The organism is Bacillus sp. AMCV2 (genome assembly GCF_056033925.1).
Window position 1 is genome coordinate 2,473,969 of sequence record NZ_JBVYIB010000002.1, and the last position, 14,196, is coordinate 2,488,164.

15 protein-coding genes are annotated in these 14,196 nt (G+C 43.9%); 1 reads left to right on the plus strand and 14 read right to left on the minus strand.

Annotated features, from left to right (window positions below; translation table 11 throughout):
• Positions 1-5: 5 nt before the first annotated feature.
• The 6 genes from yqfC to rpsU form a co-directional block, all read right to left on the minus strand.
• Positions 6-287, minus strand: coding sequence for a sporulation protein YqfC (gene yqfC / locus AC0OMA_RS12805; protein ID WP_003226191.1), 282 nt, complete (start codon positions 285-287; stop codon positions 6-8).
• A 56-nt stretch (positions 288-343) separates the two neighbouring features.
• Positions 344-763, minus strand: a complete 420-nt coding sequence (locus AC0OMA_RS12810) for a hypothetical protein (RefSeq protein WP_015384123.1) — start codon at positions 761-763, stop codon at positions 344-346.
• 24 nt (positions 764-787) lie between these two features.
• Complete coding sequence (gene floA / locus AC0OMA_RS12815; protein WP_003237085.1) at positions 788-1,783, minus strand: flotillin-like protein FloA; 996 nt, start codon at positions 1,781-1,783, stop codon at positions 788-790.
• Positions 1,784-1,804: 21 nt separating this feature from the next.
• A complete protein-coding gene (locus AC0OMA_RS12820; RefSeq protein ID WP_181219781.1) occupies positions 1,805-3,118 on the minus strand; it encodes an NfeD family protein in 1,314 nt (437 codons plus the stop codon).
• Positions 3,119-3,248: 130 nt separating this feature from the next.
• The gene (locus AC0OMA_RS12825; RefSeq protein ID WP_003230022.1) at positions 3,249-3,695 is read right to left on the minus strand and encodes a GatB/YqeY domain-containing protein; all 447 of its coding nucleotides are present in this window, start codon (positions 3,693-3,695) and stop codon (positions 3,249-3,251) included.
• A 14-nt stretch (positions 3,696-3,709) separates the two neighbouring features.
• Positions 3,710-3,883 carry a 30S ribosomal protein S21 gene (gene rpsU / locus AC0OMA_RS12830; RefSeq protein WP_003152957.1) on the minus strand — a complete coding sequence of 58 codons (174 nt, stop codon included), beginning with the start codon at positions 3,881-3,883 and terminating at the stop codon, positions 3,710-3,712.
• Between the two features lie 172 nt (positions 3,884-4,055).
• Between rpsU and AC0OMA_RS12835 the strand changes: the two genes are divergently transcribed.
• Positions 4,056-4,979 carry a Na/Pi symporter gene (locus AC0OMA_RS12835; protein ID WP_047182896.1) on the plus strand — a complete coding sequence of 308 codons (924 nt, stop codon included), beginning with the start codon at positions 4,056-4,058 and terminating at the stop codon, positions 4,977-4,979.
• Positions 4,980-5,015: 36 nt separating this feature from the next.
• Here the strand turns inward: AC0OMA_RS12835 and mtaB are convergent, their stop codons facing one another.
• The 8 genes from mtaB to hemW form a co-directional block, all read right to left on the minus strand.
• Positions 5,016-6,371 carry a tRNA (N(6)-L-threonylcarbamoyladenosine(37)-C(2))-methylthiotransferase MtaB gene (mtaB, locus tag AC0OMA_RS12840; RefSeq protein ID WP_003230017.1) on the minus strand — a complete coding sequence of 452 codons (1,356 nt, stop codon included), beginning with the start codon at positions 6,369-6,371 and terminating at the stop codon, positions 5,016-5,018.
• Positions 6,371-7,141, minus strand: coding sequence for a 16S rRNA (uracil(1498)-N(3))-methyltransferase (locus tag AC0OMA_RS12845; RefSeq protein WP_015384126.1), 771 nt, complete (start codon positions 7,139-7,141; stop codon positions 6,371-6,373). Before AC0OMA_RS12845 ends, mtaB begins: the two co-directional genes overlap by 1 nt.
• Positions 7,142-7,163: 22 nt before the next feature.
• Positions 7,164-8,099 carry a 50S ribosomal protein L11 methyltransferase gene (prmA, locus tag AC0OMA_RS12850; protein WP_004398884.1) on the minus strand — a complete coding sequence of 312 codons (936 nt, stop codon included), beginning with the start codon at positions 8,097-8,099 and terminating at the stop codon, positions 7,164-7,166.
• Between the two features lie 24 nt (positions 8,100-8,123).
• Positions 8,124-9,251, minus strand: a complete 1,128-nt coding sequence (gene dnaJ / locus AC0OMA_RS12855; protein ID WP_003230010.1) for a molecular chaperone DnaJ — start codon at positions 9,249-9,251, stop codon at positions 8,124-8,126.
• 199 nt (positions 9,252-9,450) lie between these two features.
• Positions 9,451-11,286, minus strand: coding sequence for a molecular chaperone DnaK (gene dnaK / locus AC0OMA_RS12860; protein ID WP_014477380.1), 1,836 nt, complete (start codon positions 11,284-11,286; stop codon positions 9,451-9,453).
• A gap of 23 nt (positions 11,287-11,309) precedes the next feature.
• Positions 11,310-11,873 carry a nucleotide exchange factor GrpE gene (grpE, locus tag AC0OMA_RS12865; RefSeq protein WP_003230005.1) on the minus strand — a complete coding sequence of 188 codons (564 nt, stop codon included), beginning with the start codon at positions 11,871-11,873 and terminating at the stop codon, positions 11,310-11,312.
• Positions 11,874-11,944: 71 nt separating this feature from the next.
• Positions 11,945-12,976 (minus strand): heat-inducible transcriptional repressor HrcA, encoded by a 1,032-nt coding sequence (gene hrcA, locus AC0OMA_RS12870; protein ID WP_003246126.1) that lies wholly within the window; start codon positions 12,974-12,976, stop codon positions 11,945-11,947.
• 80 nt (positions 12,977-13,056) lie between these two features.
• Positions 13,057-14,196: a radical SAM family heme chaperone HemW gene (hemW, locus tag AC0OMA_RS12875; RefSeq protein WP_047182897.1), complete on the minus strand. Its 1,140-nt coding sequence runs from the start codon at positions 14,194-14,196 to the stop codon at positions 13,057-13,059.

Genomic DNA, 14,196 nt, shown 5'->3' on the forward strand with positions numbered 1-14,196 from the left:
CGGCTTTATGACTCAACATATCGAACGACATCAATCGTACCCTCCAAAAGTATCTCTTCCGGAAGAATCGCCTTGATGACAAAATTTTTACCAGATATGATGCACTGGCCCTGCTTCAGCATCAGCCTCACTTCATTCTCACTGAAAAGCAAAAGACCTCTGTGGTTTTCTATGTAGATATGAAGTCTGCCAACCATTGTAATCCTCGGCAGATCCATCATAACGTCCGGGGGAATTTCCAATGCTCTTGTCAGCCAAGCTTTCATACGATTCTTTCTTTGCCCCATACAAAAAGAACCCCCTTTCATCTCATATGTATGATTTGAAAGGAGGTTCTAACACTTTAATTTTTACGGGCTGGGCGCATCGTACGGTGAGGTTTTTTCGCCCGTGGAGGTCCGAACACCTCTCCTAGAACGATCCCCTGTACGACAGTGTCTTTATTCACCTGAAGCATTTTTTGTTTTGTGTATACTGTTTTTTGTTTGGCAGCAGCAAGATCTCGTTCCAGCCCTTTCAAGTTTCTTGCTGTTTCCCTGCGTCTTTCTTCCGCTTCCCGTCTTGCCTGTTCCATACGGTTAGGGATAGGTGCAGGGGCGTCTTCTTTTGACTGCTTCTTTTGAGGAGAAGCAGATTGCACGTGTTGAGGTTTTTTTCTTTTTTGGCTGTTTTGCTTTTCTTCTTTGTTCTTTTTGCCGAAAATCGCAGAAATGATTCCGATAATCGCTGCAATAATAAGCGGATTGGTCAGTATATCTTCCATCAGCGTTCTCCCTTCTTAGAGAGATTATGATTTGCGGTCTTCATCAGACGAATCTTTCGTCAGTTTGCCGAATGAATCACGCATTTCTGTGTCAGCATCGATGTTTTTGATATTCATGTAGTCCATGACGCCAATATTCCCTTCACGTAAAGCTTCTGCCATCGCAAGCGGCACTTCCGCTTCGGCTTCTACCACTTTCGCGCGCATTTCTTCTACGCGGGCGCGCATTTCCTGTTCTTGAGCGACAGCCATCGCACGTCGTTCTTCCGCTTTTGCCTGCGCGATGTTTTTATCAGCCTCGGCCTGATCGGTTTGTAAAATTGCACCGATGTTTTTGCCGATATCTACATCTGCAATATCAATGGAGAGAATTTCAAACGCAGTTCCTGAATCCAATCCTTTTCCAAGGACTGTCTGAGAAATCATATCAGGGTTTTCAAGCACTTTTTTATGATTATCTGATGAACCGATTGTAGAGACAATCCCTTCGCCGACACGGGCTACAATGGTTTCTTCCCCTGCTCCCCCGACGAGGCGTTCGATATTCGCTCTTACTGTGATTCTCGCTTTCGCTTTCATTTCAATCCCGTCCATGGCAACACCGGCAATAAATGGTGTTTCAATCACCTTAGGGTTAACACTCATCTGCACGGCTTCCAATACGTCACGGCCGGCAAGATCAATAGCAGCACAGCGTTCGAATGTGAGTTCAATGTTGGCTCGCTGAGCAGCGATCAGAGCATTGACAACTCTGTCAACGTTTCCTCCGGCAAGATAGTGGCTTTCAAGCTGGTTTGTTCCAACGTCGAGTCCGGCTTTATGCGCTTTAATCAGCGGGTTAACAACCCGATTCGGAATGACGCGGCGAAGCCTCATCCCTACAAGAGTGAAAATGCTGATTCTAACTCCGGCTGCTAACGCTGAAATCCAAAGCATCACAGGCACAAATGTAAAAAATACAGCTAAAACAATGATCCCTACTACGATAATAGCCAGAATCATAAGTGTTGATGGATCCATATCTATTCTCCTCGTTTCTGTTTAAATTTCTCGCACGACAATGCGGGAGCCTTCTACTTTAATCACTTTTACTTTCTTATCTTTTTCTGTAAACGATCCCTCTGAAACGACGTCAAGACGTTCATCATCAATAATGACGGTACCGGAAGGACGCAGCGGTGTAAAGGTTATACCCACTTTTCCCATTAAGTCCGTGCGCGTTTGATTTGAAACGTAGCCGCTCTCCGTGTTTGTAGAATCATTTAATATCAATTTCTTAAAGAATTTCATACGCTTTCCCAACACCCTTGTCAGTAAAATAAAAGCTGTAATCGAAACAGCTGAGGCGATTAAGAGAGAAACCGCCATGACAGTGAAGCTCCCCGCGGCTAAAAACAGGCTCGCAATAATCGCTCCCAAGCCCAGTAATCCAATGATTCCTCCGGGAAGAAAAATCTCAAGCAGGATGAGGATCACCCCTGCTATAAAGAGGAGAACCGTCTCATACCCGGCAAGGCCGGCTGCAAGATGCCCGTAAAAGAACAGCAATAACGCAATAAGTCCAGCCGTTCCAGGGAGGCCGACACCCGGTGAAAAAAGCTCCACCGTCAGACCTAAAAAAGCGATTGTCAGCAGAATAGGGACAATGACCGGATTCGTCAGCCACCTTGCTGACTTTTCCGCAAAGCTCTCCTTTGCGTAGCTGATCTGCGCCTTTTCGAACCCAAGCTTCTTTACGAGCGTGGACAAATTGTCAGCAGTGCCTTCTGAATACCCTATCTCAATTGCCTTGTCTGCGTTAAGTGTCAGCAGATCTCCCTTAGGCGCGCCGACTTCCTTGGCATCTATATCTGGGTCAGCCATTGCGAGCGCATATTTTGGATCGCGGTTATTTTTCACTGCGGCATCTTCCATCTCTGCCAGCCAAAGTGATTGAGCTTTTTGGTCAGCGGCATTGCCTTGGCCATCAACAATCGCGGCGGCTCCCATTTTTCCGCCAGGCGCCATATAAATGTGATCTGCTTGCAGTGCAATATATGCACCAGCAGACAACGCGCGTTTGTTGACATATGCAGTTACGGGGATCTCGCTTTCGGTTATCAAATCGGCCATATCAATAGCAGATTTGACCAATCCCCCCGGGGTATTGATATCAAGAATAATATGGTCTGCATGTGCATCCTTTGCGTCTTGTAACGAACGGGACAAAAACGAGGCGAGACCCTGTTCGACATTTTTTTCAACCGGAATCACATAAACAGTTTGTTTTTCTGCTTTTGCGTTCAGTTGTACGCCTAATAAAGAAAGCAAAAATATACTCAAAAGAGCAGCACGGAATCCTTTGATTTGAAGCAAGGGCGGTGTATCCCTCCTTCCTTTTATAATAAGTGCCTTCTCTTCATACGTAACAAATGTATCAAAGGTTTCATTTTTTTATGTATAAAAAAAGACATCTCTCTTAGAAAGATGTCCTTTTCTTTGCCATTTAAGACAGTTGACTGCTCACAAGCTTATTAATTAAACTTCCGTCAGCTTTACCTTTTACTTTAGGCATAATTGCCCCCATCACTTTGCCCATGTCCGCTTTTGAGCTCGCACCGACCTCCGCGATGGTTTCATTTACGATTGTACGCAGCTCTTCTTCTGACAGCTGCTCAGGTAAATAAACTTCTAAAATGTCCAGCTCTTTTTGAACTTTATCTACTAAATCTAAACGATTAGCGTTTGAAAATTCCTGGAGGGAGTCTTTACGTTGCTTAAGTTCACGAGAAAGGACAGTGAGTTCCTCATCCTCGGTCAAACTGTCTTTCTTAAGCTTAATTGCTTCATTTTGAAGTGAAGCCTTAACCATTCGAACGACAGTCAGTTTGTCTTTCTCACGGTTTTTCATATACAGCTTCATATCCTGGTTGAGACGCTCAAGAAGACTCATAAATCCACCCTCTTTTAGAATTTGCGTTTTCTAGCAGCTTCAGACTTTTTCTTGCGCTTTACGCTAGGTTTTTCATAAAATTCACGCTTTCTTGCTTCTTGCAAAGTACCTGTCTTTGATACACTGCGTTTGAAGCGACGAAGAGCATCTTCAAGCGATTCGTTTTTTCTAACGACCGTTTTTGACATTCTCTTTCCCTCCCTCCGAATACACCAATCGACTACCTTTAAGTTACACATATAAACATGTACTTTGACATTATAATATAAGCCATCAGTCAGGTCAACTAAGTGAGTTCACTTTTCCGTCATGAGTGCGACTGCCTGTCTATATAATGATAGAAAGGGGTTGGTGAATAGGATGTTAATTCTGATTAGCTTTACTGCTCTTATATTATTCTTTCTCGCAGGCATGAACATGCTTCGAAAGGGCTTAATTTCAATGGCGTACTCAAAAATTGAAGAACGTTTGCTTTTATTTACGGACCATCCGTTAAAAGCGTTTCTTATCAGTATTGTATTTACGGGGATACTTCAGAGCAGTTCAGCTTTTATGGTCATTGTCATCGGCTTTGTAAGTGCGGGCGTTCTTTCTTTTAAGCGTACAATACCGATGATTCTGGGGACGAATGTTGGCTCTACTTTTACAACTGAATTTATTGCTATCAAAATGGATATTTTGATTTGGGTTCTTTTAATAGGAGGTTTATTGTTTTTTCTGACTGGCAGGTATCCTTTGAAACAGCTGGGAACAAGCTTCCTTGGACTGGGCATCATCTTCTTTTGCATCAGCGGATTCAGCCACCTTGCCGGGCCGCTGACGAAGCTGAAAACGGGAGCCGACGTTCTATACCATGTTAACGATTCAAACTGGTCCGCTTTGCTCATCGGGATGGTGTTAACTGCCATCATTCACTCCAGTTCTGTCTGTATCGGCATTTTGATGAGTTTTATGAATGAAGGGATTATCGGACTGACACAGGCGATGAGCGTCGTACTCGGATCCAATATCGGGACATGCATTACAGCTGTCATGGCTGCTGTATCCGGCGGATATGCGGCGAAACAGACAGCGTATGCCCATGTGGTATTTAACGTGCTAGGGGTGGCTCTAGTATTGCCTTTTCTGACCGCAGCGACCGGCTTTGTAGAGCAGTTATCACCCGATCCTGCCCAAAGGATTGCTCATTTCAGTCTTTTATTTAATGTAGTAACAGCTCTTTTATTCCTTCCGCTTACAAACTTGTTTTACCGATTGATTCACTTTCTTATCCCGGCTAAATAAAAAAACCGGTACATTTTAATGCACCGATTTTTTAGGTTAAGAAGACAAACGCATGTGTTCAGTTATTTCATCCTCAACCACACGGACAAACTGTCCTTCGTTGTAAGGATAACCTGCTTTTAGGATTTTGACTTTTACGATTTTGCCGATCATATCTTCCGTACCTTTGAAAACAACCTTCATATAATTGTCTGTGTAACCGACAAACATATTTTCTTCTTCTGTTTCCTTAAACGCTTCCTCAGGGATAATCTCAAGCACTTCATTTTCATACTGAGAAGCGTATTCTTTTGCAAGCTGGTCAGAAAGAGCAATCAGGCGGTGCACACGTTCGTTTTTCACGTTTTCATCCACTTGGTCTTCCATTCGCGCAGCTGGTGTTCCTGTACGTTTACTGTAAGGGAAAACATGCAGTTCAGAGAATTTATGTTCTTTAATAAAGTTATAGGTTTCCATAAATTCTTCTTCTGTTTCTCCAGGGAACCCGACGATGACATCAGAAGTAACAGCTAAGCCTGGCAGTGCTTTTTTCAATTTATTTAAACGGTCTGCAAAGAATTCCATTGTATATTTGCGTCTCATCCGTTTAAGCACTGTGTTTGATCCGGATTGGATAGGAATATGCAGATGATTCACTATCTTATCTGAGCGGTCTAAGACCTCGATCACTTCGTCAGTGATTTGGCTGGCTTCGATTGAAGAAATTCTGATCCGTTTCACGCCTTCCACACGGGTGTCTAATTCGCTCAAAAGCTTCGCGAAGTTGTAATCTTTCATATCTTCGCCGTAGCCGCCTGTATGAATACCCGTAAGAACAATTTCCTTATATCCGGCATCGACAAGCTGCTGCGCTTGTTTAATGACTTCTTCAGGATCGCGGGAGCGGAGCAGGCCTCTCGCCCACGGAATGATACAGAATGTGCAGAAATTATTGCAGCCCTCCTGTATTTTCAATGACGCTCTTGTCCGGTCCGTGAAAGCAGGCACATCAAGCTCTTCATATACTCTTGCTTTCATGATGTTGCTGACGCCATTAATCGGCTGGCGTTCTTCTCGGTATTGGTCAATGTAGCCAAGCATTTTTTCACGGTCCTGTGTTCCGACTACAATGTCGACACCGGGGATCGCCATAATCTCAGCAGGTGAGGTTTGCGCGTAGCAGCCTGTGACACAGATGACACCGTCAGGATTTTGACGAATGGCGCGTCTGATCACTTGGCGGCTTTTTTTATCTCCCGTATTTGTAACCGTACATGTATTAATGACATATACATCAGCTGTTTGTTCAAAATCTCTTCTTTCATAGCCCGCTTCTTTGAAAAGCTGCCAGATTGCTTCTGTTTCATAATGGTTGACTTTACAGCCAAGCGTATGGAAAGCAACAGTTGCCATTACTGATCACCTCTTAATAACTCTGTTTGATAAGAAATCGCGCTTAACGCGTATAGCGGAGCGGTTTCTGTCCTTAAAATTCTCGGTCCAAGGCCGCACGTCACACCGTCTTGCTCTGTGAGCCGTTCAACCTCCGCTTCTGTTAAACCGCCTTCGGGACCAAATACGATCAATAGAGATGATCCTTTCGGAAGGCTGCTTACAATCGCGCTGAATGCGCTTATTTCCCCTTGCTTCGATGACTCCTCGTATGCAACGACACATTTATCGAAATCCTGCATCCTTTGAAGAAGCTGCTGAAAAGAATGGACATCCATCACTCGCGGCACTTCGTTACGGTACGATTGCTCAGCCGCTTCCTTTGCAATTTTCGTCCATCTTTCCCGCTTTTTCTTTGCCTTTTTGTCATCCAGCTTGACAACAGAACGCGCGGCTTGGAAAGGAATAAAGGCATGAGCTCCGAGCTCAGTCCCCTTTTGGATAATCCATTCAAGCTTATCTCCTTTCGGAAGGCCGCTCGCAATATAGACCTTTATCGGAAGCTCTCTGTTTTCATTCGTCCATTCTATCACAAGGCAGGACACTTTATCTTTGGAAACAGATTGAAGTTCACATTTTGCCTCGAAGCCGTCTTGAGAGCAGCAGATAATCTGATCTCCCTCATTCATTCTCATCACGTTCACAATATGATGAACATCTTCGCCTGTAATCGAAAAAGCCGGCGCTTCCTCTATTTGCTGCTTCGTGAGCTCGATAAAATATCGTTGCATACGCTGTGACACCTACTAACTGTTATTTTTTCGCAATAATGCTGACCCAATCTTCCATTGAAAGGATTTCTACAATGGTAAAGCCAGCTTGTTCCAGTGCTTCTTTTACTTCTTGTTTTTTATGACCGATGATTCCTGACGTAATAAAGTGGCCGCCTTCTTTTAACAGGCTGTACGCTTGTGAAGTAAAGCGAAGAATGACTTCAGCCAAAATGTTGGCCACAATCACATCATGTTCCCCTTCAATCCCGTCTAACAAATTGTTTTGCTTCACTTGAGCAATATCGCTGACTTTGTTCAGCTTGAGATTAAGGCGTGCACTTTCTACAGCCACGGGATCAAGATCGTAGGCATGAACCGATTCAGCCTCAAGCATTGCAGCCGCAATACTTAAAATTCCCGAACCAGTGCCGACATCAATCACTTTATCACCCTTTTGCACAAAGCGTTCAAGCGCCTGAATGCAGAGTACGGTTGTCGGATGTGTCCCTGTGCCGAAAGCCATTCCCGGGTCCATTTCAATAATCAGTTCATCAGTATGGACCGGCGTATATTCCTCCCACGTCGGCACAATTGTAAACTTTTCAGAAATTTTCACAGGATGATAATACTTTTTCCAGGCAGTCGCCCACTCTTCTTCATTTACTTCAGAAATAGTGATGTGGTTTCTGCCCAAATCAATATTGTAAAGAAGGAGATTGTTAATCGTTTCTTTAATGCCGTCTACAGTTTCGCCCAGAAAACTGTTAACCGGCAGATATGCTTTGACAATGACACCCTCATCTGGGTAATCATTGGGGTCGAGCTGGTAGATTTCCCCGTACACATTCTCACGTTCTTTAATTAAATCAAGCGGGTCCTCTATCACAACCCCACTTGCACCAGCTTCATGCAATATATTTGAGATAGGTTCGACCGCTTCATGTGTTGTGTGAATGCTTAATTCGGACCATTTCAAAACTACCAACTCCTCATCCAATAATTAATCGCCTTTAAACGCGCGTTTTACCTTGTCAAAGAAACTCATTTCCTGTTCGTCAGGCAGGTTTCCGCTGACTTCGGCAAATTCGCGGATAATGTCTTTTTGTTTATCAGTCAGATTTGTCGGCGTAACGACGCGGACGACGATATGCTGGTCACCCTGTCCATAGCCTCTGACATTTTGAACGCCTTTGCCTCTTAATCTGAATTTCGTCCCTGTTTGTGTACCGGCCGGAATTTTCAATTTCACTTTTCCATGCAGCGTCGGCACTTCTACCTCATCTCCAAGAGCAGCCTGAGCAAACGTTAACGGCATTTCACAGTAAATATCATCGCCGTCACGCTCGAAGAACTCGTGTGCGCGTACATGGAACACGACAAATAAATCCCCGGCAGGGCCGCCGTTTATTCCTGGTTCACCCTGTCCCGAGAGACGAAGCTGCTGCCCGTCATCTACACCGGCTGGAATTGTCACGTTGATTTTCTTGCGTTTTTTGATTTTTCCTTTGCCGCCGCAGTCCGCACATTTGTTTTTAATGATTTTGCCTGTACCTTCACAGTGGTGGCAGACCCGTCTGTTAACGACTTTTCCAAACGGTGTATTTTGCTCCACGTTTAACTGGCCGGAGCCTCCGCAGTGGGAGCATGTTTCTGGATTTGTTCCAGGTTTCGCGCCTGAGCCTTTACATGTTTCGCACGTTTCCTCGCGGGGAATTTCGATGGTTGTTTCTTTACCGAAAGCCGCATCCTCAAACGACAGGGTCATCGTATACTGTAAATCAGCACCCTGGCGCGGAGCATTTGGATCTCTTCGTCTAGTACCTCCGCCGAAAATACTTGAGAAAATATCATCGAAACCAAAACCGCCGAAATCGCCGCCGCCAAAACCTCCGCCGCCGAAGCCTTGGTTAGGATCAGTGTGACCAAATTGATCGTAATGCGCTCGTTTTTGGTCATCTGACAGCGTTTCGTACGCTTCTTTTACCTCTTTAAATTTTTCATCTGATCCGGCTTCTTTGTTAATATCAGGATGATATTTTTTTGACAGCTTCCGATAAGCTTTTTTAATTTCATCCTTTGAAGCGCTCTTACTTACTCCCAGCACTTCATAGTAATCACGCTTACTCATCTCGCTTCACTCTCCCGAATTTCTCACATAAATTAGATTGTATCATTTTGAATTATGATTTTTCAATTCCTTTTATCCCGGGCAAGAAAAAAAGTCAAAGCCAAGAGATGCCTGACTTTGACTTTCTAATCATTGAATCAGATTATGAAATGTGTTCTTTTCGGTCAGCTCCTGAAGCGGGACTGACCCTAAAAAGAACTTATTTTTTGTTTTGGTCGTCGTTTACTTCTTCGTATTCAGCGTCGACAACGTTGTCATCCGCTTTGCCTTCAGCGTTTGCTCCGCCTTGAGCTTGCTGTGCTTTAGCAGCTTCTTCATAAAGCTTCATAGAAAGCTCTTGAACGATTGTTTGAAGCTCATCTTTTTTCGCTTTGATCTCTTCAAATTCGTTTTTCTCAATCGCTGCTTTTAAAGCGTCTTTGGCATCGTTGGCTTTTTTCACTTGTTCTTCGTCCACTTTGCCTTCAAGATCTTTTAATGTTTTCTCAGTTTGGAAAACAAGCTGATCTGCTTCGTTGCGGACTTCGATTTCTTCTTTTTTCTTCGCATCAGCGTCAGCATTTTCTTCCGCTTCTTTTACCATGCGTTCGATCTCTTCATCTGAAAGACCTGAAGAAGATTTGATTGTAATGTTTTGTTCTTTTCCTGTGCCTAAGTCTTTTGCTCTTACGTTTACGATACCGTTTTTGTCAATATCGAAAGAAACTTCGATTTGAGGCACGCCGCGCGGTGCTGGCGGGATATCAGTAAGCTGGAAGCGGCCGAGTGTTTTGTTGTCGGCAGACATTGGGCGCTCACCTTGAAGAACATGGATATCAACAGCTGTTTGGTTATCAGCAGCAGTTGAGAACACTTGAGATTTGCTTGTCGGGATCGTCGTGTTGCGGTCGATCAGTTTTGTAAACACGCCGCCCATTGTTTCGATACCGAGAGAAAGCGGTGTAACGTCAAGAAGAACAACGTCTTTTACGTCACCTGTGATAACGCCGCCCTGAATCGCAGCACCAAGCGCTACAACTTCATCCGGGTTTACGCCTTTATGCGCTTCTTTTCCAGTTTCTTTTTTGATTGCTTCTTGTACGGCAGGGATACGAGTTGATCCGCCGACAAGGATGACTTTGTCGATTTCGCTTGCAGAAAGTCCTGCATCTTGAAGCGCTTGACGGACAGGACCCATTGTGCGCTCTACTAAATGAGAAGAAAGCTCTTCGAATTTAGCGCGAGTTAATGTAAGTTCAAGGTGAAGCGGTCCTGCTTCTCCAGCTGTGATAAACGGTAAAGAAATTTGCGTAGAAGATACGCCGGAAAGATCTTTTTTCGCTTTTTCAGCTGCGTCTTTCAAACGCTGAAGCGCCATTTTGTCTTTTGACAAATCAATGCCGTTTTCTTTTTTGAATTCAGACACAAGATGATCGATGATAACTTGGTCAAAATCGTCCCCGCCCAGACGGTTGTCGCCGGCAGTTGAACGAACTTCGAATACACCGTCGCCAAGCTCAAGGATGGAAACGTCGAATGTACCGCCGCCAAGGTCGTATACTAGGATCGTTTGATCTTCATCTGTTTTATCAAGTCCGTATGCAAGCGCTGCTGCAGTCGGCTCGTTGATGATACGTTCTACTTCAAGACCTGCAATTTTACCAGCGTCTTTTGTTGCTTGACGCTCAGCATCGTTAAAGTATGCAGGAACTGTGATAACTGCTTTTGATACTGTTTCGCCAAGGTAGCTTTCAGCGTATGATTTAAGGTGCTGAAGGATGATAGCAGACACTTCTTGAGGAGTGTAATCTTTTCCTTCAATTTCCACTTTATAGTCAGTACCCATATGGCGTTTAACAGACATGATAGTGTTAGGGTTTGTGATAGATTGGCGTTTAGCCACTTCCCCTACTTGACGTTCGCCATTTTTAAACGCAACAACTGATGGCGTTGTGCGGTTTCCTTCAGCGTTAGCAATCACTTTAGGCTCGCCGCCTTCAAGCACTGCCACACATGAGTTTGTTGTTCCTAAGTCGATTCCGATAACTTTACTCACTTGAATAACCTCCTGCTATGTAATTATTGATTCACTTTGACCATGGAAGGGCGAATGACGCGATCCTTCAGCTTATAGCCTTTTTGCATTTCCTCAACAACAATGTTGGAGCCGTAGTTTTCGTCTTCAGCCTGCATAACAGCTTGGTGCAGATTAGGATCAAATTCCTGCCCTACAGCTTCGATGGCTTCGACGCCTTCTTTTTTCAAGGCTTCTACGAGCTGACGGTGGACCATTTCCATTCCCTGGAGCAAACTTTTCGTCTGTTCATTGTCGGCTTCAACCTGAAGCGCTCGTTCAAAGCTGTCAAGAGCCGGCAGCAAATCAGTCACGATATTTTGAGAACGGTATTTTTGGGACGCTTCCATCTCTAAACGGCTGCGTCGTTTATAGTTTTCAAAGTCTGCTTGAACACGCAAAAGTTTGTTTTCTTTTTCCTCAAGCAAACCTTGCAATTCGTTAATTTGGTTTTGAAGAAGTTCGCTTTCATTTGTTTCTTCCTGCTGTTCATCAGCGGCAGCTTGTTCTTCAATGATTTCTTGCTCTTCTGTTTCGTTTTGTTCAACGGTTTGTTTTTCTTCTGACATTGTGTTCACCTCCCTCAAAGTGTAAGGAGAAGGACAGGTGCTGCCCTTCGATAAAATTTGCCAAAATTCCCTTATTCATCATACAGACTTGTTAATGCTTTTGACAAGTCCGAAGTCACATGCTGAAGCAGGCTGACAACCCTGGAATAATTCATGCGGGTCGGGCCGATAATCGCAATTGAGCCGATCTGCTTCTGGTCTACGGAATAAGAAGCCGTAATCAGACTGCAATTTTCCATCTCTTCATAGTCGTTTTCTTTTCCGATTTTAATCGAAATTCCCGTGTGCGGGGATTGAACCAGCTTTAAAACATCCTGTTCTTTCTCAATTAATGAAAGCAGTGACCGAACTCGGGTGATATCATGGAACTCAGGCTGGTTCAGCATATTGATTTTCCCGCCAAAAAACAACTTTTCAACATGATTTGTGGAATGAAAGGTTGAACGAAGCGCGTCGAGTATATTGTCATAGTTTTTAATGTGCTGTCTTAGGTACATGACAACTTCCTTAAATATGCGCTCATTCAGTTCATCCATTGGAACGCCGCTTAAACGGTCGTTCAGTATATTTACCAGTTTTTCAATATCAGACAGATCCATTTTGGTCGGAAAGTTAATCGTTTTGTTTTCCACATGCCCCGTATTGGTAACGAGAATCGCTACCGCCATATCAGGCTGAATCGGAATGATTTGAATCTGTTTAAGGTAATTCTCACTCAGCTTCGGCCCGAGTACGATGGATGTGTAATTCGTCAGATCGGACAAAATTTGCGCTGATTTTTGAACTGTCTTCTCCAGCTCGAAAATTTTCTCTTTGAAGATCGAGTGGATTTGGTCCAGGTCGCTTTTCGTCAGTTTGACGGGTGACAGCAAATGGTCAACATAGTACCGATACCCTTTTTCTGACGGAACACGTCCTGAGGATGAATGGGTTTTTTCAATAAAGCCCAATTCCTCCAAGTCAGCCATCTCGTTTCTTATTGTTGCAGAGCTAAATGTGATTTCATCTTTTTTCGAAAGAGTTCTTGATCCCACCGGCTGTGCCGATTTAATAAAATCGTTGATTATAACCTGAAGGATCAGCAGCTGACGATTTGTTAACATCATCATCACCTCTGTTAGCACTCTCAATAAGCGAGTGCTAATTCTATAACAAAAGTATCAAACCACAAGAAAAATGTCAATTATAACTCACCCAAAAAAGCGCCAAAAACTTCATTGCCTAATAATTTCCCTTGATGAGTCAAATAAACGGCAGACTCCGAATTGTGAATCAGCCCTTTTTCAGTGAGGTCTTTTAATACGCTTGGGAAAAGTCCATCCAGGGAACGGCCGTATTTTTCTGCGAATCGTTTTTTGCTGACACCGGCTGTTTTTCTCAAACCTAAAAACATTTCTTCTTCAATCTGTTCCTCTGTTGTCACTTCATGTGTATCTCTGTACGGAAAACCCTTTTCAGCTATCAGGTCAATGTAATGCTTAACAGGTCCGACATTCACTGTTCGTGTGCCGCCGATATATCCGTGAGCGCCGGCTCCGAAACCGAAATATTGTTCGTTGCTCCAATACGTTAGATTGTGCTTAGATTCCATGCCTGCCTTAGCAAAGTTGCTGATTTCATATTGATGAATGCCGTGAGCTTCCATCTGGCTCATCACCATTTCATACATTTCAGCTTCCTGCTCCTGCGGCGGAAGATGAAGCCGCCCTTTTTGCATCAAATTATAAAATACCGTTTTCGGTTCTACAATAAGGGAGTAAACGGAATAATGCTCGGCATCCAGTGATAAAGCAGTGTTGATGGAATGTTCCAGATGCTTGAGGGTTTGCCCCGGAAGCCCGAACATGAGATCAAGACTGATATTCTCAAAACCAATTTCCCGCGCTCTTTCAAAAGAGGTGAATACATCTTTTTGCTTGTGCACTCGGCCGATTTTTTCTAACAGATCGTCTTCAAACGTTTGTACACCAAAGCTGAGGCGATTTACGCCTGCTTCTTTTAATATTTTTAATTTCTCTGCGGACAAGTCGTCCGGATTCGCTTCAACCGCAAATTCCGATAAGTCGCTTGAGGGCTTCAGCACACGGTTGATCATGTCCATCAGCTTTTTAAGCTGTTCCTCAGACAGGGAGGTCGGCGTGCCTCCTCCAATAAAGATTGTTTTGAGATCAGGCTGCCCAGTTTTTGCTATTGTATTTATCATTTCCTGTTCGAGTGCGTTTAAATACTCGTCGACTGGCTGACTTTGAATAAAATATTTATTGAAATCGCAGTAGTGGCAAATATGCTCACAAAATGGGATATGGATATAAGCTGATTTCAA